The organism is Duganella sp. Root198D2 (assembly GCF_001428585.1).
GTDB lineage: Bacteria > Pseudomonadota > Gammaproteobacteria > Burkholderiales > Burkholderiaceae_D > Rugamonas.
This window is the reverse complement of sequence record NZ_LMIC01000023.1, coordinates 17,205-44,024: the sequence shown is the minus strand read 5'-3', so window position 1 is coordinate 44,024 and position 26,820 is coordinate 17,205. Positions and strand designations below refer to the sequence as shown.

General features: G+C 60.2%; 21 protein-coding genes and 1 pseudogene. 15 read left to right on the top strand and 7 right to left on the bottom strand.

Features of this window, described 5'->3' with window-relative positions:
* Nucleotides 1-132: 132 nt before the first annotated feature.
* Together ASE26_RS18025 and ASE26_RS18020 are read left to right on the top strand one after the other, a co-directional pair.
* Complete coding sequence (locus ASE26_RS18025; RefSeq protein ID WP_082507047.1) at nt 133-3,198, top strand: sensor histidine kinase; 3,066 nt, start codon at nt 133-135, stop codon at nt 3,196-3,198.
* Nucleotides 3,199-3,324: 126 nt separating this feature from the next.
* Nucleotides 3,325-4,290, top strand: coding sequence for an alpha/beta fold hydrolase (locus ASE26_RS18020; protein ID WP_055924072.1), 966 nt, complete (start codon nt 3,325-3,327; stop codon nt 4,288-4,290).
* An 11-nt stretch (nt 4,291-4,301) separates the two neighbouring features.
* Here ASE26_RS18020 and ASE26_RS18015 read toward each other — a convergent pair whose 3' ends face one another.
* Complete coding sequence (locus ASE26_RS18015; RefSeq protein WP_229207019.1) at nt 4,302-4,952, bottom strand: response regulator transcription factor; 651 nt, start codon at nt 4,950-4,952, stop codon at nt 4,302-4,304.
* A gap of 141 nt (nt 4,953-5,093) precedes the next feature.
* Between ASE26_RS18015 and ASE26_RS18010 the strand changes: the two genes are divergently transcribed.
* Entirely contained in the window at nt 5,094-5,531 is a 438-nt protein-coding gene (locus ASE26_RS18010) for a cupin domain-containing protein (protein ID WP_229207020.1), read from the top strand.
* A gap of 221 nt (nt 5,532-5,752) precedes the next feature.
* Nucleotides 5,753-5,881, top strand: a pseudogene (locus ASE26_RS32090) (IS3 family transposase); the annotation flags it as partial.
* Nucleotides 5,882-6,449: 568 nt separating this feature from the next.
* Here ASE26_RS32090 and ASE26_RS18000 read toward each other — a convergent pair.
* Nucleotides 6,450-6,665, bottom strand: coding sequence for a cold-shock protein (locus tag ASE26_RS18000; protein WP_055925223.1), 216 nt, complete (start codon nt 6,663-6,665; stop codon nt 6,450-6,452).
* Nucleotides 6,666-7,136: 471 nt separating this feature from the next.
* Complete coding sequence (locus ASE26_RS17995; protein ID WP_082507048.1) at nt 7,137-8,192, bottom strand: OmpA family protein; 1,056 nt, start codon at nt 8,190-8,192, stop codon at nt 7,137-7,139.
* A gap of 121 nt (nt 8,193-8,313) precedes the next feature.
* On the opposite strand from ASE26_RS17995, the gene ASE26_RS17990 reads away from it, so the two are divergent.
* Nucleotides 8,314-8,508, top strand: coding sequence for a hypothetical protein (locus tag ASE26_RS17990; protein ID WP_057246666.1), 195 nt, complete (start codon nt 8,314-8,316; stop codon nt 8,506-8,508).
* A 147-nt stretch (nt 8,509-8,655) separates the two neighbouring features.
* On the opposite strand, the gene ASE26_RS17985 is transcribed toward ASE26_RS17990, so the two are convergent.
* The gene (locus ASE26_RS17985) at nt 8,656-10,629 is read right to left on the bottom strand and encodes a potassium transporter Kup (protein ID WP_373922422.1); all 1,974 of its coding nucleotides are present in this window, start codon (nt 10,627-10,629) and stop codon (nt 8,656-8,658) included.
* Between the two features lie 129 nt (nt 10,630-10,758).
* On the opposite strand from ASE26_RS17985, the gene ASE26_RS17980 reads away from it, so the two are divergent.
* From ASE26_RS17980 to kdpE, 7 genes are all read left to right on the top strand, one after another.
* Complete coding sequence (locus ASE26_RS17980; protein ID WP_055924088.1) at nt 10,759-11,505, top strand: TorF family putative porin; 747 nt, start codon at nt 10,759-10,761, stop codon at nt 11,503-11,505.
* A 226-nt stretch (nt 11,506-11,731) separates the two neighbouring features.
* Entirely contained in the window at nt 11,732-11,821 is a 90-nt protein-coding gene (locus ASE26_RS17975; RefSeq protein ID WP_055924090.1) for a potassium-transporting ATPase subunit F, read from the top strand.
* Between the two features lies 1 nt (nt 11,822).
* On the top strand, nt 11,823-13,634 hold the full coding sequence (kdpA, locus tag ASE26_RS17970; protein ID WP_055924093.1) for a potassium-transporting ATPase subunit KdpA: 1,812 nt from the start codon (nt 11,823-11,825) through the stop codon (nt 13,632-13,634).
* An 11-nt stretch (nt 13,635-13,645) separates the two neighbouring features.
* On the top strand, nt 13,646-15,757 hold the full coding sequence (gene kdpB, locus ASE26_RS17965; RefSeq protein ID WP_156397810.1) for a potassium-transporting ATPase subunit KdpB: 2,112 nt from the start codon (nt 13,646-13,648) through the stop codon (nt 15,755-15,757).
* 13 nt (nt 15,758-15,770) lie between these two features.
* Nucleotides 15,771-16,355, top strand: coding sequence for a potassium-transporting ATPase subunit KdpC (gene kdpC / locus ASE26_RS17960; protein WP_057246665.1), 585 nt, complete (start codon nt 15,771-15,773; stop codon nt 16,353-16,355).
* A 1-nt stretch (nt 16,356) separates the two neighbouring features.
* On the top strand, nt 16,357-19,056 hold the full coding sequence (gene kdpD, locus ASE26_RS17955) for a two-component system sensor histidine kinase KdpD (RefSeq protein ID WP_055924101.1): 2,700 nt from the start codon (nt 16,357-16,359) through the stop codon (nt 19,054-19,056).
* A complete protein-coding gene (gene kdpE / locus ASE26_RS17950; RefSeq protein ID WP_055924104.1) occupies nt 19,053-19,772 on the top strand; it encodes a two-component system response regulator KdpE in 720 nt (239 codons plus the stop codon). Before kdpD ends, kdpE begins: the two co-directional genes overlap by 4 nt.
* Nucleotides 19,773-20,124: 352 nt before the next feature.
* Here kdpE and ASE26_RS17945 read toward each other — a convergent pair whose 3' ends face one another.
* Genes ASE26_RS17945 through ASE26_RS17935 form a run of 3 tightly spaced genes read right to left on the bottom strand, consistent with a single transcriptional unit; the run spans nt 20,125 to nt 23,023 of the window.
* Complete coding sequence (locus tag ASE26_RS17945) at nt 20,125-21,219, bottom strand: S41 family peptidase (RefSeq protein WP_082507049.1); 1,095 nt, start codon at nt 21,217-21,219, stop codon at nt 20,125-20,127.
* Entirely contained in the window at nt 21,213-21,992 is a 780-nt protein-coding gene (locus ASE26_RS17940) for a LytTR family DNA-binding domain-containing protein (RefSeq protein ID WP_057246663.1), read from the bottom strand. The genes ASE26_RS17945 and ASE26_RS17940 overlap by 7 nt, the downstream gene beginning before the upstream one ends.
* Nucleotides 21,989-23,023, bottom strand: coding sequence for a sensor histidine kinase (locus ASE26_RS17935; protein ID WP_229207021.1), 1,035 nt, complete (start codon nt 23,021-23,023; stop codon nt 21,989-21,991). Before ASE26_RS17935 ends, ASE26_RS17940 begins: the two co-directional genes overlap by 4 nt.
* Nucleotides 23,024-23,921: 898 nt before the next feature.
* On the opposite strand from ASE26_RS17935, the gene ASE26_RS17925 reads away from it, so the two are divergent.
* The 3 genes from ASE26_RS17925 to ASE26_RS17915 are packed head-to-tail and all read left to right on the top strand — an operon-like array spanning nt 23,922 to nt 26,813.
* A complete protein-coding gene (locus tag ASE26_RS17925) occupies nt 23,922-25,148 on the top strand; it encodes a TolC family protein (protein ID WP_082507050.1) in 1,227 nt (408 codons plus the stop codon).
* On the top strand, nt 25,145-25,687 hold the full coding sequence (locus ASE26_RS17920; protein WP_055924116.1) for a hypothetical protein: 543 nt from the start codon (nt 25,145-25,147) through the stop codon (nt 25,685-25,687). The genes ASE26_RS17925 and ASE26_RS17920 overlap by 4 nt, the downstream gene beginning before the upstream one ends.
* Nucleotides 25,688-25,697: 10 nt before the next feature.
* Complete coding sequence (locus tag ASE26_RS17915; RefSeq protein ID WP_057246662.1) at nt 25,698-26,813, top strand: efflux RND transporter periplasmic adaptor subunit; 1,116 nt, start codon at nt 25,698-25,700, stop codon at nt 26,811-26,813.
* The last annotated feature ends 7 nt before the right edge of the window (nt 26,814-26,820 follow it).

Here is a 26,820-nt window from a genome sequence, read left to right as displayed (position 1 = left end):
AAAGCGTGAGGTGTCCATCCAGCCTCCATCAAATGTTTTCTGAACTAACTCATCATATAATAGAGGCAATATATCAGTAGCCGCCGGCTTCATGGCTTGGTGTCTCGCCTTGAACACTCTAATAGAATTTAAATGTTGTTGAAATACGGGAAAATAGCGACGCGTCTGATTGCGCTCCTCACAATCCCGGCCATCTCATTACCGCACTGGCTCACGCTGATAGCGCTGGCAGTTGTAATGCAGTCCCAACCCGCAAGTGCAATCACTCCGGCTATGGGAAGTTACGCCCACACTGCGTGGAATGGGCAGCGCGGTGCGCCTGCAGACGTCCTGCAATTCACTCAAACCCAGGACGGCTGGCTATGGATCAGTTCGCCGAACGGCCTGTTCCGGTTCGACGGAGTCGATTTTGAACGCATGGATAGCGTGCATGGTCATCGCCTGCACACGACTAACACGGTTGGATTACTGACCACGCGCGACGGCCGGCTATGGGTTGGCGGACGCTTTGGTGGCATCAGCATGATTGCCGCAGACCATTTCCGAGTGTTTAACGAGGACAGTGGCTTGCCGCGCGGGATGGTACTAACGATGTCCGAAGGTCCCGATGGCAGCGTATGGGCTGCCACCAGCACCGGGCTGGGCGTGCTGCAGCCCGGTGCCACGCATTTCCGCCGCGTTGGCAAGCAGGAAGGCTTGCCAGAGACCTTGACACAGAAGGTCTTGTTCGGTCGGGATGGCCGCCAATGGGTTTCGCTAAGCGGGGGAATTTATTTCCGTGATCCCGGCCGCGCACGTTTCCAAAGGGCGTGGCCGTATATCGACTTGATGGCGATAGCCGAGGCGCCGGACGGCACGCTATGGGCCTCAGATGGGATAGACAAGCATTACCGCGTGTTGACCAGCGCGCCGCCCGGCAATCCTGCGCCACACGCCGAACTGGGCGGCAACGGTGCGATGTTCGACCGTGACGGCAATATGTGGATCCTGAAAGTAAACGCGGTAGAACGCCGCCGCGCGCCGTATGTCGGAAAGGCGGCCGACGCGCGCGAGCTCACCAGGGAAAACGGCATGAGCGGCGCACTGGTGCAAAGCGCGTTCGAGGACCGGGAAGGAAATATTTGGCTCGGTACCTCGGGTGGCTTAGACCGCCTGCGGCGCATCCGGCTAAGCGGCGTCAAGGTTGAAACTGCGTTCGACCACCCTGGCGTGGTCGCCGACGAGGGTGGCGGCGTTCTTATCGGTGATTGGCGGCGGCCTTTGCGCCGCTACGATGCATCCGGCCGCCAGGAGGCGCTGCAGCCATTGCGCTTTACCTGCGCCTACCGCGCCGCCGACGGTACGCTGTGGCTTGCCAATGCCAGCGAGCGCTGGCGACGCGATGCGTCGGGCGCCTACGAGCGGATACCTCATCCAAAACACCTGGTTGGCTATGCCGCGCAAGCCATGACCATCGATGGCCGTGGCCGGATGTGGGTGTCGGTCTCGCGGCAGGGGCTGTTCGTGATTGAGGACGGCGTTTGGCGCAAGCATGGAAGCTTGACCGGCATACCGGACAGGCTCGCACTGTCGCTCGCCACCGACCGCGCGGGCCGGGTCTGGGCTGGATTCGCGGAGAATCAGATCGCATTGATCGACGGCCAGCGCTTGCAGTTGTTCGGCGCCGCCGAGGGACTCCGACTGGGCAATGTGCTATCGCTGCTGGCGGACGGCAACCAGCTCTGGGCGGGCGGGGTAGACAGCTTGGCCCGTTACGACGGGCGGCGCTGGCACGGTGTCACACTGGCTGGCGGCCAGTCGCTACGCGGCGTCTCGGGAATGGTGCGCCCCCGAAATGGCGACCTGTGGCTGAACGGCTCGGATGGCATCACCCGCATCGCAAATGACGATGTTGATCGACTGACGCATGCCCCTGGAGGGGCCGTGTCGTACGAGAGGTTCGACGCGCTCGACGGACTGGTTGGCACCGCCGAGCAATTGCGCCCACTGCCCTCCATCACACAGGGCACCGATGGCCGCCTGTGGTTCGCAACTGCCAGCGACGTGGCCAACATAGACCCGGCGACCATCGCACGCAATCCACTAGCACCACCTGTACAGATCCTGTCGGTGCGCGCGGGAGACGTCAGGTACGCGCCGCGCCATGGCTTGCGCCTGCCCGTGGGCCGACGCGACTTGCGCATCGCCTATACGGCGCTTGGCTTGGCGATCCCTGAGCGGCTACGTTTCCGCTACAAACTTGAAGGGTTTGACCAGTATTGGCAAGACGCGGGCATCGGGCGTGACGCGGTCTACACCAACCTGCCGCCCGGTGATTATCGGTTCCGCGTTATCGCCGCCAACGAGGACGGGGTATGGAACGAAACCGGCGCCACACTGGAGCTGAGTCTGCCCCCGAGGTTTATCGAAACTCGCTGGTTTATCTTGCTGATAGCACTGGCGGCGCTGGTGCTGATCCGGGCGTTGTATCTGCTGCGGGTACGCCGGCTTACCGCGCGCGTGCAGGAACGCATGCAAGAGCGGCTGGCCGAACGCGAGCGCATTGCGCGCGGCCTGCACGACACTGTGCTGCAAAGCGTGCAGGGGCTGATCATGCTGTTCGAGCGGCAAGTGCGTAACTTGCCGATCAGCGCTGCGCAGCGGAGCGAGATCGAGCAAACGCTTGACTTCGCCGACGAATTACTGGCTGAAGGCCGCGACTGCGTGTCGGACCTCCGCCATAACGGCGACTCCGGGGACCTCGATCATGCGTTGTGCCAGTATGCCAGCCTGCTGCTGCAGCAAAAGTTCACCTCCCGCGTGTCGGGTGCGTCACGCCCGCTGTGTCCACGGGTGCGCCAAGAGGTCAAGGCGATCGCGCGCGAAGCGCTGTTCAATGCCGCGCGTCACGCCGATGCGAAACAAGTTGAACTCACCATCGAGTATCGTCCCGATGGCTTCATGCTGCAGGTCCGGGACGATGGCTGCGGCATGCCGGCTGCGTTGTTGGATAGCGGAAAACCGCGACACTATGGCATTGTCGGCATGTGTGAACGCGCCAAGGCGGCCGGGGCTAGCTATATGCTTGATTCCACCCCTGGGCGGGGCACAGTGATGCGGTTGGATATCCCTGCCGAGTATGCCTATCCCGGCCGTAGTTCAGCGGCCTTGTTCGCCCGCCTGCGCGAGCTGCGCCGTGCGGCAGTGGACGCCGCTTAAGCCCGATAGCCCGAAAGAGCTATCGACGCGGCACTCTTCGTGACGATGGCGGGCCCTCCTCTCCCCAGTACGCTATGGGTGGCATGTCAGACATGCCGAACATTTCAACTGACAAAGAGGAAAAGCATGAGCAACGTTACCAATCCGGATCAGCTCCGACGCAATGTGTTGAAGAGCGCGGCTACGGCGGCTGCCGGCGCGGCGGCGGCGGGCGTATCACTGAGCGCCGGTGCAGCCGCCTCGGACAAACAGACCCGCCAGGTCGCCAGCGTTACCACGCGCGACGGGGTGGAACTGTACTACAAGGACTGGGGGCCGAAGAATGGTCAGCCGGTCGTATTCAGCCATGGTTGGCCATTGAACTCGGATAGCTGGGAATCGCAAATGATCTTCTTGGCCGACCAAGGCTATCGCTGCATCGCGCACGACCGCCGTGGCCATGGTCGCTCCTCCCAGCCATGGGATGGCAACGATATGGACCATTACGCCGATGACTTGGCGCACGTGATCGAAGTGCTCGATCTGAAGAACGCTGTACTGGTCGGCTTTTCCACCGGTGGCGGCGAAGTCGCGCGCTACGTCGGCCGCCACGGCACCAAGCGCGTCGCCGGCCTGGCCCTGGTGTCAGCCGTGCCGCCGCTGATGCTTAAGACTCCCGACTATCCGGGCGGTTTGCCGCGCGAGGTATTCGATGGCATCCGCGCAGGGTCGCTATCCAACCGCTCGCAGCTGTACAAAGACATCGCCGCCGGCCCATTTTTCGGTTTCAACCGTCCGGGCGCCAAGACCTCGCAAGGACTGATTGACGCTTGGTGGATGCAAGGCATGATGGCTGGCCACAAAAACACCTTCGACTCGATCAAGGCGTTTTCCGAAACCGACTTCCGTGCCGACTTGCGGAAGTTCGACAAGCCGACCCTGATCATTCACGGCGACGACGACCAGATCGTGCCGATCGATGCCTCGGGCCGCGCTGCCGCCGCGATCGTCAAGCACGCCAAACTGTTGGTCTATCCGGGCGCACCACACGGCCTGACCGACACCCACAAGGATCGCGTCAACAACGATCTGCTGGCCTTTATCAAGGGCTGATGGCGCTTGCACTAGAGCGAAATGATACCCCGCTTGACCGCCAAAGCGACCGCATGCGTGCGGTCACGCGCGTCCAGCTTGGCAAGGATGGTACGTACGTGGGCCTTTACCGTGTCTTCCGCGATGCCCAGGTGCACGCCGATCCGCTTGTTGGAGTTGCCGGCGGCGGCGCTGCGCAGCACTTCTATTTCGCGCTCGCTCAAAGAAGACTGTCCATAGTGATCAGCCAGGGTGCGCGCGACGTCGGCGGGAATCCAGCGGTTACCGGCGTGCACCGCCCGAATCGCATCAAGCAGATCCCTGCGCAGGCTATGTTTCATCAAGAAACCGGCGGCGCCCAGCTCGATTGCGCGGCGCACGTAATGCTCGCCGGGCAAAGTGGTGAGCATGATAACGCGGGCATGGCCGTAAGCCCGGCGTAGCGCTTCCAGTGCTTGCAGGCCGCTCGTTCGCGGCATGGAAATGTCCATGATCGTGATGTCTGGCCGCAGCGCTTCGAACGCTGCCACGATGCCCTCACCGTCTTCAAGTTCGCCGACCAGACGCAGATCTGGCTGGCTTGCAATTGTGTCGGCTAGTCCGGCCAGGATTAAGGGGTGATCGTCAACGTTAAGAATACGTACTGGCGTGGATCTGCTGGATGTTGCGATGCTGCTTGACACTGGTGCTCCGGGGTTGGCGGTGAGACATTCATCAGTTTAAACCAAACTCATCCAAGGTGACAATTTGGTCCCTGACACCTTTCGACTTTAACCAGAAATCATGCGGCCTAAGCCGCGTATTGGAGAAACATGAATTCAATTATGAGCAACATCGCTATGGCCGCCGTATCGCTGATGATTTTCGGCGGCACCGCCGCGGCGCAGTCCGCGGCAGACCCGCACATGCACGCGGCCGCCGCCCTGCCAACGCCAAAGTTTGACGCTAAAGGTATCGCCCGTACGGAAACCGTGCGCAGTGACTTCGATCACAGGCGAGTGGCGATCCAGGTCCGCGTCGATTTTGCCCAAGGCGCATCCTTCCCCAAGCATTCTCACCCCGGCGTCGAAATCGCCTACGTGCTGAGCGGCGTCATCGAATATGAGATGAACGGCAAGACGTTCCGCCTCCAGGCTGGCGAGTCACTGTATATCCCCGCCGGCGCGGTGCATTCGGCCAAAAACGTCTCATCCGGAACAACCTCGGAGCTGGCGACCTACCTGGTGGAGAAGAACCAGCCGATCGTCATTCTCGACAAGTAACTACTTGGACATCGTCCCAGGCCGCAGCAGTTTGCCGAAAGTGGTAGCCCCGCAGGCTAAGCGGCTCGCTGTGGCGCATTTAATGGCCATGCATGCGTTGGCCGTGACGCGGGCTTGTTACCTACCGCGTGTACCACGCGGCAGGCCTGATGGTTCGGCGCAGGAAGCGCAAGCGCATCGCCGGGGTCGAACGTACGATCCGCGTGCTGGCCACGGGCGCGAATCAAAGCTGGTCGATGGACTTTGTGTCGGATGGCTTTGTCGATGGCAGGCGGTTGCGCTGCCTGAACATCGTGGATGATTTTACGAAGGAGTGTTTGGCCATCGAAGTCGATACCTCGCTACCTGGGTACACGATGCGGGCATTGTGAGTACAGGGCTGAATGCGGTAGATTTGAGTGAACGGATTGAACCTTTAGGGCCGTGGCTCAAACTATATCTTGCACTGACTTTCATATGGACTGAAGATCGGTCTGATCGTAAGCGTAACGCCAGCACTGTTGTCGGTAGAAGCTTCAAAAGGTGTAAGCCGGAAGCTGACGCGGCGCTAAATTGACAATCGCTTCGCTGCAATCTGGCAAAATGAAATGAACCAGTCTTGCAAGCACAAATAAGCCCGCGCGAGGCGGGCTTATCTATTCAGTAAGACGCATTATTCACCGATCACCCCGGCTATCTGCCGGGTATCATCAGCCATCCGCAACCCGCGCTATCTGCTCGGTGTTGCCAGTTAATGCATGCTATTGTCCCGCTAAACCATTTTCTCCAGACCCAGGCTATCTGCCAGGTGTCCGTAGCCGGTTGGAGGGGGACGGCGCATTAGGGCGCAGGGCAATGCGACCTTCATATGCGTGTAACTTGTCTTCGACGGCAAAGACCTTTCGCGCACGGCTTTGCCGGGCACTGGCACATCAGCGATCAGGACAAAACCTGAATGTTGCCAGCCTTTTCGCCTTTAGGGCCAACGCTGCGCACAAACGAGACGCGCTGGTTTTCGGACAGACTCTTGAAACCGTTCGATTGGATGTCCCCGAAATGGGCGAACAGATCGGCGCCGCCTGCGTCCGGAGTGATAAAGCCGAAGCCTTTAGCGTCGTTGAACCATTTAACGATACCAGTTTGTTGAATGCTCATGATTAATTCCTTAATTAAAATTATAGGCAACATTGCCATAAGGGCACTTGAAACCAAGAATTAAAACCGAAGGAAAAAAACTGAACGACCAGAAAAGACAGCCATGCGGAATTGGGACCAACAAGATTACGACTTGATGCAAGTACGAGATGCAATATACGCGTCTTTCCAGACATCACCTAGCTTTATTTTAGTTTTCCGCTATGCCGCCAAGTTTCTACTCATACTGAACCTGTAGATAGGCCGGCATCACAGGCACATTCCGCCGCCCCACGGACATGTTCGATCCACTTTTTTCGGTGTTTCCCTAGAAAATGGACTAATTGACTTGCCGGTTTGTGGAGCCACTTACAAGCTCAAGTTCAGCAAACGACGTGGCCTGCGCAAGGCAGGCCATTTTTTTTGCGATTCGCTTATGAAGGCTATGCCGCCCGGAATCGGCGTCGGCATAGCGAAATCAGCGCGCAGCGTTCATATCTTGACGAGTTCCACGCGACGATTTTTGGCGCGGCCTTCTTCGCTCGAATTATCAGCCAGCGGACGACCGGAGCCCATGCCCTCCGGCTTCAGCCGGTCTTTGGAAATCTGCAAGGTGCTAATCGCCTTCACAACCGACTCCGCGCGCGCACGCGACAATGCTGTATTGCGGGCGGCAGTACCGGTATTGTCGGTATGGCCTTCCACGCGCACCTTGAGACTTCCATCAGCGGCCAGCATCTTGACGATTTCGTCAATGGCCGGCTTGCTGTCGGCGCGCAGGATGTCACTGTCGTTGTCAAAGTTCAGGTAAAGCGCGATATGACCATCCTTGGCCAGCGCCGCGGCCATGTCGTCAGCCTTCACCAGGGCGACCGTTTGCTCCATTGCCTTTTCCTGCACCACTTCGATTGACATGTTCAAATCGTCGTCAAAGAAGAACAACGCGATCCAGATGTTCCCTTTTGGAGTGCGCACCAGGTACTGCGAGAACGAAGGCGTTTCGTCTGGCGCCGTAACGTGACTATTGGGGATCGCCAGCTTCTTAAGCAGCGCTTCCTTATCTCCACCATTACGCGCGATGAACGCGGGGTCAAGTGGATGCACCTTATCGACCCGGACGCCGCCCATCGATTTAATGGCAGCCTCATAGTTGCGGAACGCTGCCAGCATTGACATGTTCGCAGCGCTCGGCGGGAACCAACGCTCCGAGGTGCGGCCCTCAACGGCGCGCAGTTCTTCACCTGCGACGACCCACGCGCGATCGAAATCCTTCGCATCTGTATGGTAGCCATCGGTCCCTGCCGGCATTTCAACGAAGGGGAAGGGAGGAATGACAGCTGTCGACATCGGCACGGATGTGACATCGAAAGCCTTGACCTGGCCAGGTACGACAACTGGCGTCGACACCGCGCTTGCAGCGGCATCGCTCACCTCGGTTACCATCGTCCGTGGTTCAACAGACGCTTTTTCTTTGGATTTGCAACCTGACAGAGCAAATGCACCCAAAGTTCCCACTACGACCCAAGGCAAAACGACACGTAACCTCATTCGACTATCCTAATTGAGTGAATTGATAAAAATATCATTATCGCAATAATATCAGTTTCAGAATTTTGAGCGTGAGTTTGTTCCCGTAACGAAAAGCCGGGTCGACAGGGACACCCTGCGCATGGAACGCCTGCACCACGGTAACGTGGAAGTCTCCGCGATCGACGCATACTTCACGGTGCTGGCGCCCGGCAACCGCGCCAGCTGCCACAGCGCACCACCAGAAGGGCCGCTTGACGCTGCCAATTCTTGTGAGATTTCGCCTTCGGAAAAGAAAAAGCCCCTGAAAAATCAGGGGCCTGGTTCAGGTTTTTAAGCGGTTGCAGCCATTAGCAGCCAAACGGGAAATTATTCCCACTCGATTATCAACGAGAATGCAATGTCCTTGTGTAGCCAGCGCGCTTCGACAACACGCTCATCCTGGTGCCGACCAAAAAACCCAAGTCGGCACCGATGAACGACATCAAATCTCTACCTGCGTACCCAGCTCGATGACGCGATTCGTAGGGATGTGGTAATAATCGGCCGCATCGCGCGCATTCCTCGACATAGCGACGAACAAATGCTCCCGCCACGGCGCCATCCCTTCACCTGGCGCAGAAATCACGGTCTGGCGAGCAATAAAGAACGAGGTTTCAAGCATATGGAACACTAAACCGTGATCTTCGCATCGTGCCAGTACTGCGGGGATGTCTGTCTCGTCCTTAAAACCAAAGCGCATATTGAGCTGGTAGCATTCGTGGCCGAGCGCCACAACGTCAATCTGTTCACGTGCTGGAATCCAAGGCTGGTCGCAAATGTGGACCGTCAAGAAGATCACCCTTTCATGGATCACCTTGTTGTGCGACAGGTTGTGCAGCATTGCGTGTGGAACGCCATCGCTTTCCGCACGGAGGAAGATAGCCGTACCGGGAACGCGTTCGGGCGGCGAAACAAACAGTGATTCCAGGAACGCTTCGAGAGGAATGGCATGCTTCTGCAGGTTTGCGAAGACCAGCGCGCGGCCGTGCTTCCACGTCAGCATCACCAGAAGCAACGCCCCGCCCATGGCCAGCGGGAACCAGCCGCCATGCATCAGCTTCAACACGTTGGCCGAGAAGAATGCCGCGTCGACCGCAAAGAAGAAACCTGTCGCCAGCACGCACACCACAATGTTGAGCTTCCAACGATGGCGTACAACAAAGTACGTTAATACCGTTGTCGCCAACATCGTGGCCGTCACTGCAATCCCGTATGCCGCTGCCAGATTTTCGGACGAGCCGAAGCCGATCACTGCCAATAGCACTGCCGCCAGCTGCAGCCAGTTAATTGCCGGCATGTATACCTGGCCCATTTCCGTGGCTGAAGTGTGAAGGATGCGCATGCGGGGCAAGAAGCCAAGCGCGATCGCTTCCTTGGTCATGGAAAAGGTACCGGAAATAGTGGCCTGCGATGCGATAACGGTGGCGCAGGTCGACAACACCACCAGGGGATAGATGCTCCACGCGCCCAGTTGCTGATAAAACGGGTTCGAGATCGCTTCCGGATGGGCAAGCAGCAAAGCACCCTGCCCCATGTAATTCAATGCGAGCGCAGGAAAAGCGACAGTAAACCATGCCACGCGAATCGGCAGCTTGCCAAAGTGCCCCATATCCGCGTACAGCGCTTCGGCACCGGTGAAGGCCAGCACGATGGCGCCCAGGGCAATGAACGCTACCAGCTTGTTATGCATCACAAACTGGACAGCATGCCAGGGGTTGAGCGCTCCCAGGATTTCGGGCCTTTGCACAATGTTGACCACGCCCATCGCTGCAAGCGCGAGGAACCACAACAGCATGACCGGGCCAAACCAGCGGCCAATACCCGCCGTGCCGTGACTCTGCGCAGCATACAGCAGCACCAGCACGATAATGGTCAGCGGCACCACGTAGGGTTTGAGCGCTGGAGTTGCCACTTCCAGGCCCTCGACGGCAGAAAGCACCGAAATCGCTGGCGTAATCACACTGTCGCCGTAAAACAAGGCTGCCCCAAAAACACCAATCAGCAGTAGGCCGGTGTAGCTACGCGAGGGCTTGGGCAAGGAGGACAGCGCCAGCGCCATCAGCGCCATGATGCCGCCCTCCCCTTTGTTGTCGGCCCGCAGCACTAACGTTACATATTTCAAGGAAACGATAATCGTCAGGCCCCAGACAACAAGCGAGATCACACCGAGCAGATTATCCTGACTCAGCGCCAGACCGTGCTCCACGTCAAAAATGGTTTTCAGCGTATACAAAGGACTGGTACCGATGTCCCCGTAGACGATACCGATTGCAGCCAGCGTCAACGCAGCCAGTGAACTGCGTTTAGATTCAGTGCTCAAATTTGCTCCATGCAAGAATGCCAACGGGGGCAGCTTACACTTCGCCGCTGTAAAAAAGGTGTAAAAATTGCGTATTTTGGCGATGCGTGCGGCCATCGGCGCCCGCGCCGTATACAAGCTCTTTATCCCATAGCACCGTCTTTTTAGACCATTTTTACGCATCGATCTCTAGAGTGGCAACATCCCGCAACTGCGGTTCACTGTTTGCCAAAGGAGTACCACCTCATGAAAGAGATCATGTTCGCCACCGCAATGCTCGCACTTTGCGCCGCCTCCGCCCACGCGCAAGACGCCAAGCCCGACAACGAAATGAGCTTCAATGCCGCCGTCAGCTCCGACTACCGCTACCGCGGCATTTCCCAGACCCGCCTGAAGCCTGCGCTGCAAGGCGGCACCGACTACGTGAACAATCCAAGCGGCCTGTATGTTGGCGCCTGGGCCTCCACCATCAAGTGGACCAAGGATGCCGGTGGCGACGGCAACGTCGAACTGGACATCTACGGCGGCAAGCGCGGCCAGGTCACTGCCGATGTCAGCTACGACGTGGGCGTGCTGACCTATGTTTACGCGAACAACGGCCTGAAACATGTGCCCGGCTTCGCCAATGCCGACACGACGGAAGTTTACGGCCAACTCGGTTACGGCCCAGCGACAGTGAAGTATTCACACTCTGTCACCAACCTGTTTGGGTACGTTGACAGCAAGAACTCCGGCTACCTGGACTTCAGCGCCAACTTCCCCGCATGCCAAGGCTACACCGTCAACCTGCACGCAGGTCATCAGAAGGTGAGCCACAACAGGATCGCCAACTACACCGATTGGAAAGTCGGCATTACCAAGGATCTAGGGTTCGCCAGCCTGCAGCTGGCCGCGGTGGGCACCAACGGCAGCAAGATCGCCTACGCTTCGCCGGCCAACGGCAAGTTCCTCGGCAAGAATGCCTTGCAACTGACCCTCAGCAAAACCTTCTAAGGCAAAGTCCGCATCTATGGCGCCCGATGGCGCCGTTTTTTACACCTTTTTTACATGCGCTTGGCAAGTGTTTACACCGATTTTAGGCGGTGATCACTAAGCTAGTCAGTATCCAAACAAGACCTTCGGGGAAAGCAATGGACTTCGTATTTATCGGCGCGATCGTCGCCTTTTTCGCACTGGTGGTCGCCATGGCCAACGGCTGCGACAAGCTGGGAGGCCAGCAATGACTATCTTCTATCTCATCGGCTCGGTCGCCACGGCGGGCCTTCTGGTCTACCTGCTGGTAGCCCTTTTGAAAGCGGAGGACCTGTAACATGACCACCCAATCCTTCCTGTTATTGGCGGTTTTCATGGTGGTGCTGATCGCCGCCGCCTGGCCACTGGGCGGCTGGCTGGCGCGCGTGGCCGACGGCCGCAAGGTGCCGGGCCTGGGCTTACTGGGCGCTGTGGAAAGGCTGCTCTACCGCGCGGCCGGCGTTCCACTGGAGTCCGAGAAGCAAGGCATGGGTTGGAAAGCCTATGCGATTTCGCTGCTGGCATTTAACACTCTAGGAACACTCTTTGCCTACACGGTACAGCGCCTTCAGCAATGGCTGCCACTCAACCCGCAAGGGCTGGGCAACGTTAGCCCGGACTCCTCGTTCAATACCGCGGTGAGCTTCGTCGCCAACACCAATTGGCAGGGCTATGTGGGTGAACAAACCATGAGCTACCTGAGCCAGATGCTCGCGCTCGCGCCGCAGAACTTCCTGTCGGCCGCCACCGGTATTGCCGTCGCATTTGCCCTGATTCGCGGATTCGCCGCGCGCTCCGCCAAGTCGATCGGCAATTTCTGGGTCGACCTGACCCGCATCACGTTGTACGTCCTGCTGCCGCTCTCTTTCGTCTACGCCGTGTTCTTGGTCGGCCAAGGCGCGATCCAAAACTTCTCCACGTACCAGGAAGTAAACTTGGTCGAGAGCGTTGCCTATTCCGCACCGAAGACCGATGCTGAGGGCCAGCCATTGAAGGATGCAGCCGGCCAGCCTGTGATGGAAGATAAATCTGCCAGCACCCAGTTGATCGCCATGGGCCCGGTCGCTTCCCAGGAAGCGATCAAAATGCTCGGCACCAACGGTGGCGGTTTCTTCAACGCCAACTCGGCGCACCCCTACGAAAATCCAACCCCATTGTCGAACTTCAGCCAGATGCTGGCGATCTTCCTGATTCCCGCCGGATTGTGCTTTGCGTTTGGCCACCTGGTGGGCGATCGCCGCCAGGGCTGGGCAGTACTTGGCGCCATGAGCATCATGTTCGTGGTGGCGGCGGGGGGCATTATGGCTGCTGAACAGACCAGCCACCCGGCCCTGCAAGCGATGGGGATCGACCAGTCGGCAGGCCCACTGCAGCCGGGCGGCAATATGGAAGGCAAGGAAGCGCGCTTCGGCATCTCGGCCTCCGGCCTGTTCGCGGCCGTCACCACCGCCGCTTCCTGCGGCGCGGTGAACAGTTTCCACGATTCCTACACCCCCCTGGGCGGCATGGGCCCGACCCTGCTGATGCAGCTGGGCGAAGTAGTATTCGGCGGCGTTGGCTCGGGCCTGTATGGCATGCTGATCTTCGCCATCATGGCAGTGTTCATCGCCGGCCTGATGATTGGACGCACCCCAGAATACCTCGGCAAGAAGATTCAGTCCTATGAAATGAAGATGACCTCAATCGCCATCCTGGTCACGCCGACCCTGGTGCTCGTGGGTACCGCGATTGCCGTTATGACAGAACCGGGCAAGGTAGCGGTGGCCAATCCTGGCGCGCATGGCTTCACCGAAATCCTGTACGCCTTCAGTTCCGCCGCCAACAACAACGGCAGCGCGTTTGCCGGCATCTCAGCCAATACACCGTTTTATAACACCATGTTGGCGATCGCCATGTGGTTCGGCCGCTTCGCCATGATTGTGCCAGTGCTGGCCATCGCCGGTTCGCTGGCTGGCAAGCAACGCCTGCAAGTCACTTCCGGCACCATGCCGACCCACGGCCTGATGTTCGTATTCCTGCTGGTGGCCGTGGTGCTGCTGGTCGGCGTCCTGAACTACGTTCCTGCCCTGGCCCTCGGCCCGGTCATCGAACACCTGCAACTGTATAAATAAGGAGCGCCTTTATGTCGCAAGCTCAAACCCAACAAGAAATGGCGATGCATACCCTGCAGCCGAGCAAACGCCTGAAGCTGCTTGACTCGCAACTGGTGGTGCCTGCCATTGTTGACTCTTTCAAGAAGCTCAGTCCAGCGGTGCAGCTCCGCAGCCCGGTGATGTTCGTGGTCTACGTCGGCAGCATCATCACCACGCTGCTCTACATCCAGTCTCTGACTGGCCAAGGAGAAGCCAGTTCGGGCTTTATCCTGGCCACCAGCATCTGGCTGTGGTTCACCGTCCTTTTCGCCAACTTCGCCGAAGCGCTGGCTGAAGGCCGTAGCAAGGCACAAGCCGCTTCGCTGCGCAGCCTGAAGCAGAGCGTCACCTCGAAGAAGCTGTCGATGCCCAAGCATGGCACCACGTGGTTGCCATGCCCTGCCACCGATCTGCGCAAGGGCAACTACGTGCTGGTGGAAGCCGGCGACGTGGTCCCCATCGACGGCACCGTCATCGAAGGCGTGGCCTCGGTGGACGAAAGCGCCATTACGGGAGAATCAGCGCCCGTGATCCGAGAATCGGGCGGCGACTTTTCCTCCGTTACGGGCGGCACTCGCGTGTTGTCCGACTGGCTGGTAGTGCAGGTCACCGCCAATCCGGGTGAGACTTTCCTCGACCGCATGATCGCCATGGTGGAAGGCGCCAAGCGCAAGAAGACCCCGAACGAGATCGCCCTGACCATCCTGCTGGTGGCACTGACGATCGTGTTCTTGATGGTGACCGCAACCCTACTGCCGATGTCCATGTTCTCGGTGGAAGTGGCGCAATCCGGCACCCCCATCACCATCACAGTACTAATCGCGCTGCTGGTTTGCCTGATTCCGACCACCATCGGCGGTCTGCTATCGGCCATTGGTGTGGCCGGGATGAGCCGCATGATGCAGGCGAACGTGATCGCTACCTCGGGCCGGGCGGTGGAAGCCGCTGGTGACGTCGACGTCCTTCTGCTGGACAAAACTGGCACCATTACCCTCGGCAACCGCCAGGCTTCGGCCTTCTTTGCGGCGCCAGGCGTCACCGAGCGTGAGCTGGCAGATGTGGCGCAACTTGCCTCGCTGGCCGATGAAACGCCGGAAGGCCGCAGCATCGTCGTGCTGGCCAAGCAGAAGTTCAACATCCGCGAACGCGAGCTGTCGCCGGTTCACGCCACCTTCCTGCCGTTCTCCGCCAATACCCGCATGAGCGGCGTTGATATGGATGGCCGTGAAGTGCGCAAGGGCGCCGCCGAAGCCGTGCGCAAGCACGTGGAAGCAATGGGCAAGGAATTTCCCGCTGAAGTCCTGCGTAGCGTCGACGACGTGTCGCGCCGCGGCAGCACGCCACTGGTGGTGGCCGATTCCGGCCACGTCATGGGCGTGGTGGAACTGAAGGACATCGTCAAGGGCGGCATCAAGGAACGTTTTGCCGAGCTGCGCCGCATGGGCATCAAGACTGTGATGATCACGGGCGATAACAAGGTGACCGCTGCCGCGATCGCCGCCGAAGCGGGTGTGGATGACTTCCTGGCCGAAGCAACCCCGGAAGACAAGCTCAAGCTGATCCGCAATTACCAGTCCGACGGCCGGCTAGTGGCCATGACCGGTGACGGCACCAACGACGCCCCGGCGCTGGCTCAGGCCGATGTGGCGGTCGCCATGAGCTCCGGCACCCAGGCCGCGAAAGAGGCCGGCAACATGGTTGACCTGGATTCCAACCCGACCAAGCTGCTGGAGATCGTGGAGATCGGAAAACAGATGCTGATGACGCGCGGCTCGCTGACCACCTTCTCGATTGCCAACGATGTGGCCAAGTACTTCGCCATCATCCCGGCGGCCTTCGTGGGTACCTACCCGCAGTTGAAGGCATTGGACATCATGCACCTGTCGAGCCCAAACTCAGCCATCATGTCGGCGGTGATCTTCAATGCACTGATCATCGTCTTCCTGATCCCGCTGGCCCTGAAAGGTGTGCGCTACCGCGCCATCGGCGCCACCGTGCTGCTGCGCCGCAACCTGCTGATCTACGGCATCGGCGGCCTGATCCTGCCGTTCATCGGCATCAAGCTAATCGACCTGCTGCTGGCAGCACTCAACCTCGTATAAGCTGGAGAACCCTATGATTTCGACTTTCCGCCCCGCCCTCGTGCTGTTCGGGGCACTGACCCTGGCCACTGGCGTAATCTACCCGCTGGCCGTGACCAGCGCTGGCCAGGCCCTGTTCCCCCACCAGGCGTCTGGCTCCATCATTGAAGTGGACGGCAAGGCAATTGGCTCGACGCTGATTGGCCAGCAGTTCACCTCGCCCAAATACTTCTGGGGACGGCCGTCTGCCACTGGCCCGATGCCATATAACGCCAACGGTTCTTCCGCTTCCAACCAGGGGCCGCAGAACCCGGCCTTCACGGACGCCGTCAAGGGCCGTGTGGATGCGCTGAAGGCAGCCGATCCAGATAACAAGGCGCCGATCCCGGTCGACCTGGTGACTGCTTCGGGCAGCGGGCTGGACCCCGAAATCAGCTTGGCAGCCGCGCAGTACCAGCTCCATCGAGTTGCGGACCAGCGCCGTATGACGCCGGAGCTGCTACAAAAGCTGGTTGAACAGCATTCGAACAAGCAGTACTTCGGCGTCTTCGGCGAACCGCGCGTAAACGTCCTGGCCCTGAACCTGGCGCTGGACGGTAAAACACCGCATACTCGCTGATATGATTCCACTCGACGACGACCGCCCAGACCCCGATGCACTCCTGGCGCAAGTACAGGCACAGGAGCGCAAGGCAGCGCGGGGCAAACTGCGTATCTATTTCGGGGCGTCGGCTGGGGTGGGCAAAACCTACGCCATGCTGTCAGCCGCCCGCCAGCTGCAGGCCGCTGGGCAACCGGTCCTGGTCGGCATCGTCGAGACCCACAGCCGCAGCGAGACTGCTGCACTGCTCGATGGCCTGGACATCCTGCCCCTCAAGCAGATTGCCTACCGGGGCAAGTCTCTCGGCGAATTCGACATCGACACCGCACTCGAGCGCCAGCCACCGCTGGTCTTGATCGACGAGCTGGCCCATTCCAACGCGCCTGGTTCGCGCCATCCGAAACGCTGGCAAGACGTCGAGGAATTATTGGAAGCCGGCATCAATGTCTTCAGCACAGTCAACGTGCAGCACCTGGAGAGCCTCAATGACGTGGTCGGTGGCATTACTGGCATACAGGTTAACGAGACGGTGCCGGACACCGTATTCGATGCCGCCGATGAAGTGGTGCTGGTGGATATCCCCGCCGACGAATTGCTGGCTCGCCTGAAGGGCGGCAAGGTGTACCACACGCAGCAAGCGGAACGCGCCGCCAACAACTTCTTCCGCAAAGGGAACCTGATTGCCCTGCGTGAGCTGGCCCTGCGTCGCACTGCCGACCGCATCGAGGACGATGTACGCGCCTACCGTGTCGAAAAGTCCATCGACAATATCTGGAAGACCGGAGCATCGGTCCTGGCGCTGGTGGGCCCACGCCCTGGCTGCGAACAGGTGGTGCGCAGCGCCGCACGCCTGGCCGGACAGCTTGGCACGGAGTGGCATGCCATCTACGTCGAAACGCCCAGCCTGCAACGACTCCCGACGACCGAGCGGGAACGCATCCTGCAAACGCTCAAGCTGGCGCAGGACCTTGGCGCTGATACTGCAGTGCTTTCCGGCAGCGACATCGCGGCCACTGCGGTCGACTATGCACGCAGCCACAACCTGTCCAAGATCACGATGGGGCGCGGCCATACGACGTGGCCATGGCGCCGCTCCCATATCCGTTCACTTGCATCGTATGCACCCGACGTCGACTTGATCGAGGTCGCGGTCGATAGGCGAGACGAAGCGCCGCGCCCCGCCCCCACCACCGATGCTGACGAACAGGCGGAGATCATCAAGCGCAATGTGACCGGCTACGCGATCGCGGCCGGTGCCAGCGTCGGAATGGCTCTTCTCGCGACCCCCCTGATCGGGTGGCTGGACCTCGCCAACATCGCCATGCTGTTCCTGCTGGTGGTGTTCATCGTTGCGGTCCGCTTTGGCCGCGGTCCGTCGGTACTGGCGACCTGCGTCAGCGTCGCCTGTTTCGACTTCTTTTTTGTACCACCGCGTTTCAGCTTTGCCATTTCGGACCTGCAGTACACGATCACCTTCATCGTCATGCTTGCAGTCGGGTTGATTACCGGGCATCTGACTGCGGGCCTGCGATTCCAGGCGCGGGTTGCGTCCTACCGTGAGTCGCGAGCGCGCGCGTTGTATGAGTTCGCGCGCGAACTATCGGGCGCGCTGCAGACGGAACAGATCTTCGACACCACCGCGCAATTCACTCGAAGCACGTTCGGCGCCAAAGCCACGCTGCTCGTGCCGGACGATAATGGTCGCCTGCACCTTCCAAGCGGCGTAGCATCCAACGCCGCATTCGACCTGGGCGTGGCGCAGTGGGCCTTTGACCATGCCGAAAGTGCGGGCATCGGGACCGACACACTCCCCGCCAGTCCGCTGTTTTACATGCCGCTGGTTGCGCCTATGCGCACACGTGGCATCCTGGCCATCGAGCCTCCGCAACGACGCTGGATCATGATTCCCGAACAACGGCAGCATCTTGAGACGTTTGCTGCTCTGGCGGCGATTGCACTGGAGCGTGTCCACTATATCGAAGTGGCACAAAATGCCCTGATCAGCATGGAATCGGAGCGACTGCGCAACTCGCTCCTTGCCGCTTTGTCGCATGACCTGCGCACACCGCTCACTTCGCTGGTAGGCTTCTCCGAATCACTGGCCAGCTCGCGTCCACCGTTGTCGCCCCAACAGCTCGATCTCGCGCAATGCCTGCACACGGAATCGCTTCGCATGAGTGCACTGGTCGCCAACCTGCTTGATATGGCGCGCATCGAAAGCGGTGAACTGAAGTTCAACTTACAGTGGCAACCCCTCGAGGAAGTCGTGGGCAGTGCCTTGCGCGCCAGCCGACTGCAGTTGCAAGAGCATAAGGTTAGCACGCAACTGGCGCTCGACTTGCCGCTGCTGCGCTTCGATGCGGTCCTTATCGAACGCGTGCTCTGCAACCTAATTGAAAACGCGGCCAAGTACACGCCGCCAGCTTCCTCCATCGTGATCTACGCCGTACAGCGCGGCGATCTGGTGCGTGTGATGGTGTACGATAACGGCCCGGGCCTGCCGCGCGGACGCGAGGAAGCGATCTTTGAAAAATTCACCCGCGGCGAAAAAGAGTCTGCCAAGCCTGGTGTCGGCCTGGGCCTAGCGATTTGCCGCGCCATCGTCGAAGCCCACGGCGGCACGATCCGCGCCGACAAGTCGCCGCTGGGCGGTGCCGCGGTGGTGTTTACGCTGCCTGTCGGAACCCCGCCCCAGGCCCCTGAAATTGAGGAAGTATGAACAAGCAACAAGCCGAGATCATTCCCACCGCCTTGCTGGTCGAAGATGAACCCCAGATCCGCCGCTTCGTACGCAGCGCATTGGAAGAAGAAGGTTGGCACGTGCACGAATCGGCCAACCTGGCACGCGGCCTGATCGATGCCGGCACCCGTCGCCCGGACCTGATCATCCTCGACCTGGGGCTGCCGGATGGCGATGGCATTGACCTGATCGCCGACCTGCGCAAGTGGTCCAATGTGCCCGTCATCGTGCTTTCGGCGCGGGTCGATGAAGCCGACAAGATCAAGGCCCTTGATGCCGGCGCCGATGACTTCCTCGGTAAACCGTTCGGCGTTGGCGAATTGCTGGCGCGCGTGCGCGCCGCGCAACGGCGCCTGCGCCAGCCGCAATCGACCTTGTCCGGCAGCGTCAGGTTCGGGGAAGTTGAAGTGGACCTGCCGGTTCGCCGGGTCACCAAGCGCGGCGAGCATGTGCACCTGACGCCGACCGAATACCGCCTGCTGTCGGTGCTGGTGGCCAATGCCAACCGGGTACTGACCGCCCCGCAATTGCTGCGCGCGGTATGGGGGCCGGCCCAAGCAGACAACGGCCATTATCTGCGTATCTACATGGGACATCTGCGCCACAAATTGGAAGACGATCCGGCGCAGCCCCAGTACCTGATCACCGAGACGGCAGTCGGGTACCGGCTGCAATTGTCGGCCTCGGGCGACTGATTCACCCGCATGGCGCGGCCGGCAGCAGGCGCTTTTCCAAACGGTAGGCTGCCATACCCTCGTGGCAATAATCCTGCTACACACTCAACACGCGGTAGCCGCGTGTGGCGAAGAGCTTGAGCAATGCGGACAATAATGGCCCCAACAGAGCCACTATTGAGTTACCAATGGAAACGACAGTTAATATTCTGTCACTTCCATTCGGTTATCAACGAGATTAGTTCAAAACGCCACTATTGCTCACGATCCGCGTCGATGTTCTTACACGTCGAAGATGATGCGATCAAAGGCCATGCCAGGTAAGCTCAGATCTGCTCACCAGACTACATTGCATCCTCGCATGGAAAGTCGATTAACGCTCACCCCTGAGGAAATAGACTGGCTGCTCGGCTTCCCCCTTCTCCACCATGGCCAGCAGGCGTTGCAGCTCGGTGCGTCCTTTGTCTTCCTTTGCGGAAGCGACCAGGTTGCGCAGGATGGTGGCGTGTGCCATTTGCAGCGCTTGCGCCGCAGTCGCCGCGATGTCGGGTTTCACACCGACATGCTCCCAGTTGGTTTTGGTGACAACATTGGTCGTGCGCGAGGTCGGGATCGCAACAGCAATGTCATGGCCCAAGCTGAACCACCCCACAGGATTGGAGCCGCCGCCGGTGACCTCCCCGACCACCGTCCCGCGCTTGTGCGCCTGGATGCCGTAAGCGAAATCCTCCCCGCCGGAAAAGGTGCGAGCCGAGGTCAACACGTACACCGGCTTGTCGTAACGCTGTCCGACCGTCGGTACAGTCCAATACTGCTGCGTTGTATTCTCCGGTCGGTTGTACATGTCGATCAGGTGCCGGTGATCGCCGACCGGGAAAAAGTGGCTCATCAGGTACGCCACACTCGTCGGGCTGCCGCCACCGTTGCGGCGCAGGTCGAGGATCAGCGCATCCGTTCCGACCATGAGCGACATCGCCGCAGTGTATGCCGGGGCGACGAATTCCGGGCTGCCGAAATTGCGTAGCTCGATATAGCCAACGTTTCCGGGAAGGCGCTCGATCTTTTGGATGCCATAACCGCGCCGCTCGATCTGCTCGCGCCAGTCGTCGATCTGGGCACGGCTGAGCGGCTCGGCAGCACCGTTAGAGTCATTGAATCCTTCAAACACCCTGGCGCCGAAGTGCTTGTCACCACTGATTTCGCGCAAATCCTTGGCCAATGCCTCGCTGAATGATTTCGCGCCGGCGGCGGACGCATATCCCCCCTTGGCATTCTTGTTTGCAATCGCACGGCCAACGCGTTCGGCCACGGCGGGCTCAATGTAATTTGCGTTCATTTTCGCGACCAGCGTCTGCACGATCGCAGCGCGCTCGGATGCGTTCAACGGAGCGTCATCCGCTGCCAGTGCGGACGAAGACAACAGCATGCTCAATACAGCGCCTGCGACAAGCTTCTTACTAACTAACATACATTCTCCAAGTTGGACTGCGAATCGGGCCTCGTTTTGCGCTGCTGCAGCGCAGCCGCCAAGGCGGGCATATAAGTGCGGCTGGCGCGCAGGACACTACCGTCACGCATGCGCAGCAAGGCATCGCGGTTGGTGAGCGAGCGCAGCTCGGCGATCATGTCCAGCCGCACGATAGTTGATCGATGTACCCGGTGGAATTGGCGCGGATCGAGCTGCCGGGCCAGGCTGTGCAGGCGTTCGCGCACCAGCCAGGTCGTCCCATTTGAATGCAGGGACGCATAGTCGCCGTCGGCCTCGATGCGCTCAACCTCCGCCACCGGCACCAGCACCGTGCGCGTTCCGACGCGCACACTGAAACTTTGCAGCGCCGGTTCAGCGGCCGATGCAACGGCTCGGCCCTGGCTGCGGTTAGGAAAAGCCTGCTGTGCGCGGTCAAGCGCTTCGTCGAAACGTTCGTCATCGACCGGCTTAAGCAGGTAATCGAGGGCGGCCAGTTCGAAGGCTTGCAGGGCAAAGCTGTCGTAGGCAGTGAGCAGGATCGCCATCGGCCGCTGCGCCGGCGGCAGCGCGGCCAGCACCTCGATGCCGGACTTGCCTGGCATTTCGACGTCGACGAACACCAAGTCGGGCCGCAGCGCCACAATACCTTCGAGAGCGCTGGTGCCGTCCCCGAATTCACCCACCAGCTCGAAGCCGTCGCGACGCGCCAGCCTGACTTTGACTGCCAGCCTGGCCAGCGGCTCGTCGTCGATGATCACGACGCGGATGTTCATGCTGCCACCTCCATAGCGCGCAGTGGCATGGCGATTCGAACCTGGAAGCGGTCGTCCATACTCCAGCCGGCATCCACCTGATGCTCCGCGCCATACAGGTGGCGCAAGCGTTCTCTGACGTTCGCCAGGCCGATGCCGCTGGCCGAGTGCGGCCGCTTCTGGCCATCGTTCTTTACGTCGATCAGCAGGCGCTTGCCCTCACGCTCGACCAGAATGTCGAGCCCCCCGGGCGTCGGCAGCGGTGCAATGCCGTGACGGATCGCGTTCTCCACCAGCGGTTGCAGGATCAGGTAAGGCACGACGCTGTCCAGCAGGTCGGGGCCGACCTTCATCGTCAGGCGCAGGCGTTCGCCAAGCCGCGCCTTTTCGATGGCGAGGTAGGCATCGAGCAGGGCCAGTTCATCGGCCAGCGCATGCTCGTGGCGACCGTCATGCGCCAGGGTGGCGCGCAGAAAGTCGGACAGTGACGCTAGCATGCGATTGGCCTCCCGGTTGGACTGGGCCGACACCAGCGCGGATACCGCGTTCAGGGAATTGAACAGGAAGTGTGGATTGACCTGCAGTCGCAGTGCGCGCAGCTCGGCATCGCGCGCGGCGCCTTGCGCCTGGGCCAGATGCAAACGCACCTGTTGCAGGGACAGATAGTAGGCACCCATCGCGTGGACCGCACAAAAGGCGATCAGCGCCAGCCAGCAGCTATCCAGTCCGCGTGCCAGCCGGCCCCATTGATAGCCGGTTTCCATTCCGAGCGCGATCCCGAAAGACTGCCCCAGCAGGGCGTTCGTAATGGCCATGGCATAGGTAATCACCAGCAGTATCAATCCCATGCGCAGCCAGGACCAATCGCGACGCCACATGGCCCGCTGCAGCAGCGTCAGCGGAATAAGCCATAGCATGCAGGCGACCAGGAACAGCGTACGAAAGGCAACGATATAGTGATCACTGACGGCGGGTAGGCCCAAAATGACCATGCAGGCTGACACCGGCAGTGCGGCCAGCACAGGAACAAGTAAAGGGGTTTCGACTTTCACGCGGGGTTTCCAACAATGCAATTCCGCAATTCTAGCGTTTCGATCACCCGACGAATAGAAAGCAATACACGCATAGAACGCCCAAAGATACCAAAGGCTTCACCTTAGACGATGGCCTGGCGGCGGTCGATTCATTTGCGGCGTCCCGTGCATATCTTGCAGCCCAGGCGGTCGGAGATCGAGGTAAGGATGTTCGTGTGCCCGCTACACCTCGACGATGATGCAATCAGCCCTGTTCATTTGGAACAAGCTCGTCCGCGCTGCCGAACGCTAGCGAATATAGTCCACCGGGGCGGCCCAGATTCATTCTCGGTCAGCTAGCGAGGATGGTTGCGGCAACTGCAATCACTTTCTGGACTCCGCAACCATAAGGCGCCCAATCGGACGAGCAAAGTCGAGTACAACTTGCACGTGGCGTTCCCACTGCTATAATCGCCCTCACCTATGCGCCAACTTCTCTGTATCCTATTAATGTTTTGCCTACCATTGCAAGGCTTTGCCAGGCATTGGAGCGAGGATATTCAAACTGGGGATCGCTCGTTTGCGCACGGGGTACTGCATGACGAGCACGTGAGCCATCACCACGAGGCCGACGGGTCAATTCACTTCGACGCGTCCGACGAATCGGTCCAGCATGTGCAGGATCATTCCTGTTCACCACAGCCTACTGGTTTGCTGCTCCCGGCAGTCGCCGCAGCGCCTGACCAGCTGGTAGAGATCGTTTCTGCCCGTGTTATCGCCTATATTCCTGATCCAATGCTGGAGCTACCGCACCGGCCTCCCGCACTCGCCCTCGGCTAAACTGCCGAGGGTGCCCAGCACATCCCTTTGATTGCGGCAAAGCCGCATCGTGCCCGCATTCCTCGCTGATTCCTAATCATCCGATGGAGTAGTACCCATGCACGTCTTTAGACTGCCCCGCGCTTTCGCCGGGCTGGCCCTGTTGGGGCCAGCCTTGGCGTTCGCGCAGCCTGCGCAGCCCTCTGCGCCGCAGGCTACCCTTCATATCCTTGTCGAAAACGCCTGGCAGCGCTCGCCCCAAGTCCGCACCTTGGAAGCGCGACAGGATGAAGCGGCCGCTGGCCTGGCACTTGCGGATTCATGGCTCGCCAGCGCGCCGACGCTGGGCATTTTACAGCGTACTGACCAATGGACAGACCGGCACGAGCGACGAGAATCCGAGATATCGTTATCGGCCCCAATCTGGACTCCTGGTCAAAAGGCACGCCGCACGGATCTCGCCAATGCCAGTGCCAACGAACTTGCCTCACAACTGGCGCAGGCCAAGCTTGAAATTTCCGGCCAGGTGCGAACACGGCTATGGCAGGCTCGCGCCGCCAAGGAAATTGAGATCGAGCGCGCCGACCACTGGTCCCACCTGCAAGAACTGGCTAATGACGTCGAACGGCGCGTCAAGGCTGGCGATCTGGCGCGCAGTGATGTACTGCTTGCGAGCCAAGAAGTATCACTGGCACACAGCAATTTCATCGCAGCCCGAACCGACGCGAAAGCTGCACTGGCACGGTTTTCCGTCCTGACCGGGATGACCACCTTGCCCGACGTTGAAATCGAGCCTGTGGCGCCATCTGGCGAACCGATTCCCCTGCGCCTCCAAGCGGCACGGGCCGCCGAGCTACGCGCCCGCGCGGCCATTGCGGCAGTGCGGGCCCAGCCGGCGTCAGCACCGACGGTGGCGGTATCAATGCGGCGTGAGCGCGATGGCGTCGGTATGCCAAACGATCGCAGCATCGGCATAGCCTTGCAAATCCCGCTGATCGGTCAGCAGCGCAACCGTCCCGCGGAAGCCGCCGCGACCACGCAGCTGGCTTCGGCCAGCGCCGACCTGGCCCAGCTAGAGGCCCAGGCACAGGCAGACATTGCACTCGCGCGCGACCGCTTAGCCGATGCCGAAGAAGCGCTTCGCCTGGCCGAGCAGCGTGCTGGCGCCATGCAGGAGCACACCCGACTCTTCGACAAAGCTTTTGCCGCAGGCGAGCGCGCGCTGCCGGAACTGCTGCGCTCCAGGATTCTGAGCCATGAGGCCCAGATCGCGCTTCGCCAGCAGCGCGTAGCCTTGGGTATGGCGCGGGCTGAACTTAACCAAGCATTAGGAATCATTCCATGAAACGACTGACCACATTGTTGTTTTTGCTGGCGCTAGTCGCGCCAGTTTTCGCTTCGCCAGGCGCACACGGCCCCAACGGCGAACACCTGGACGGCCCGGCATCGGTTACCAGTACCGGCAGCGTCCCACGCATTGAAACCTTTACCGAGTTGTTTGAACTCGTCGGTCACCTGTCAGGCGGCGAATTGTCGGTCATGATCGACCGTTATGACACCAACGAGCCTGTACTGAACGGCAAGCTGGAAGTCCAATACCAAGGGATAAAGGCGCAGGCCAAGTTCCATTCGGACCTCGGCGATTACGCGATTGACGATCCAAAGTTTCTGCAGGCGATATCTACCCCCGGAAAGCACCAGTTGATGTTCACCTTCGTCGCAGGCAATGAAAGCGACCTGCTGGAAGGGGCATTGGACGTGCCGCGCGCAGCGCAGCACGCGCAAGCGGGCCTGCCGCTTTGGACTTACTGGGCTGGCGGCGCTGCATTGTTCCTGCTGGCGGGCGGCTTGATCCTGCGCCGCCGCCTGACTGCCAAGAAGTGAATAGAACACCATGAACACGAAACTGAAACTAATAGCGCTGGCTTCATTGCTTGCTTCCAGCGTTGCTGCACAAGCGTCCCCTGGGGCGCACGGCCCGAACGGCGAACACCTCGACGGCGCTAACGCCACGAGCGCCAGCGGATTGGCGCGGCTGCCCGATGGCAGCGTCAATGTGCCGAAGTTGGCGCAGCGCCGCATGGCGATTCGCACCGTCAGAGCGGAGGCCGGAGAACATCCTGTCACGGTCGAACTGAATGGACGCACCGCGATTGATCCCAACGCCGGAGGTCGCGTCCAGGCGCCGTTTGCCGGTCGCATCGAAGCCGGTCCGAAGGGATTGCCGGTGCCCGGCCAGGCGGTACGCAAAGGAGAAGTCCTGGCACTGCTGCGCCCTGTCGCCAGTGCGGCGGAACGAGGCGCCCAGCAGGCGGCGCTAGCAGACCTCCGCGCCAACCGCAACCTGCTTGAGCAGCGCGTAAAGCGCCTCGAATCACTGGAAGGCACGGTTCCACAAAAGGATATCGACGCCGCGCGCGCCGAACTGGCAAGCTTGCAAGGGCGCGATAAAGCGATCAGTGCGGCAGTCGGCGGTGCTGAACCGATTGTTGCCCCCACCGATGGAGTCCTGGCCAGCGCGCTCGTGATGACTGGACAGATCGTCGAGTCGCGCGACGTGCTGTTCGAAGTGGTCCACCCGGAACGCATGCTGGTCGAGGCCACCACTCCAGATGTCAGCCTTGCCAATCGCATTGCGACGGCGAGCCTGGTGCAGGCACCGGAGGCGCAACTGCGCCTGCTAGGCGGCGCGCGCAGCCTGCGTGACGGTGCATTGCCGGTGCACTTCCAGGCCAAGGGAGCCGGCTTACAGCTCGCCGTGGGCCAGCCGGTCACCGTGCTGGCGCGCTTGAAAACGACAGAGAAAGGCATCGCCTTGCCCGCTGCGGCCTTGGTTCGCAATCCAGCCAATGAGACGGTGGTGTGGATCAAGTCCGGCGCCATGCGCTTCATCGCCCAGCCTGTCGAGGCCAAGTCACTGGATGCGCACACGGTCGTCGTCACTAAGGGCCTGAGCCCGGAAAACCGTGTGGTGGTGTCTGGTGCCGCGCTGATCAACCAGATCCGCTAGGAGCGCC

Coding starts and splice junctions, on each gene's coding strand:
- ASE26_RS18025 (WP_082507047.1), top strand. CDS start 133: ATGTTGTTGAAATACGGGAAAATAGCGACGCGTCTGATTGCGCTCCTC.
- ASE26_RS18020 (WP_055924072.1), top strand. CDS start 3,325: ATGAGCAACGTTACCAATCCGGATCAGCTCCGACGCAATGTGTTGAAG.
- ASE26_RS18010 (WP_229207020.1), top strand. CDS start 5,094: ATGAGCAACATCGCTATGGCCGCCGTATCGCTGATGATTTTCGGCGGC.
- ASE26_RS18000 (WP_055925223.1), bottom strand. CDS start 6,665: ATGAGCATTCAACAAACTGGTATCGTTAAATGGTTCAACGACGCTAAA.
- ASE26_RS17995 (WP_082507048.1), bottom strand. CDS start 8,192: ATGAGGTTACGTGTCGTTTTGCCTTGGGTCGTAGTGGGAACTTTGGGT.
- ASE26_RS17990 (WP_057246666.1), top strand. CDS start 8,314: ATGGAACGCCTGCACCACGGTAACGTGGAAGTCTCCGCGATCGACGCA.
- ASE26_RS17985 (WP_373922422.1), bottom strand. CDS start 10,629: ATGGCCGCACGCATCGCCAAAATACGCAATTTTTACACCTTTTTTACA.
- ASE26_RS17980 (WP_055924088.1), top strand. CDS start 10,759: ATGAAAGAGATCATGTTCGCCACCGCAATGCTCGCACTTTGCGCCGCC.
- ASE26_RS17975 (WP_055924090.1), top strand. CDS start 11,732: ATGACTATCTTCTATCTCATCGGCTCGGTCGCCACGGCGGGCCTTCTG.
- kdpA (WP_055924093.1), top strand. CDS start 11,823: ATGACCACCCAATCCTTCCTGTTATTGGCGGTTTTCATGGTGGTGCTG.
- kdpB (WP_156397810.1), top strand. CDS start 13,646: ATGTCGCAAGCTCAAACCCAACAAGAAATGGCGATGCATACCCTGCAG.
- kdpC (WP_057246665.1), top strand. CDS start 15,771: ATGATTTCGACTTTCCGCCCCGCCCTCGTGCTGTTCGGGGCACTGACC.
- kdpD (WP_055924101.1), top strand. CDS start 16,357: ATGATTCCACTCGACGACGACCGCCCAGACCCCGATGCACTCCTGGCG.
- kdpE (WP_055924104.1), top strand. CDS start 19,053: ATGAACAAGCAACAAGCCGAGATCATTCCCACCGCCTTGCTGGTCGAA.
- ASE26_RS17945 (WP_082507049.1), bottom strand. CDS start 21,219: ATGTTAGTTAGTAAGAAGCTTGTCGCAGGCGCTGTATTGAGCATGCTG.
- ASE26_RS17940 (WP_057246663.1), bottom strand. CDS start 21,992: ATGAACATCCGCGTCGTGATCATCGACGACGAGCCGCTGGCCAGGCTG.
- ASE26_RS17925 (WP_082507050.1), top strand. CDS start 23,922: ATGCACGTCTTTAGACTGCCCCGCGCTTTCGCCGGGCTGGCCCTGTTG.
- ASE26_RS17920 (WP_055924116.1), top strand. CDS start 25,145: ATGAAACGACTGACCACATTGTTGTTTTTGCTGGCGCTAGTCGCGCCA.
- ASE26_RS17915 (WP_057246662.1), top strand. CDS start 25,698: ATGAACACGAAACTGAAACTAATAGCGCTGGCTTCATTGCTTGCTTCC.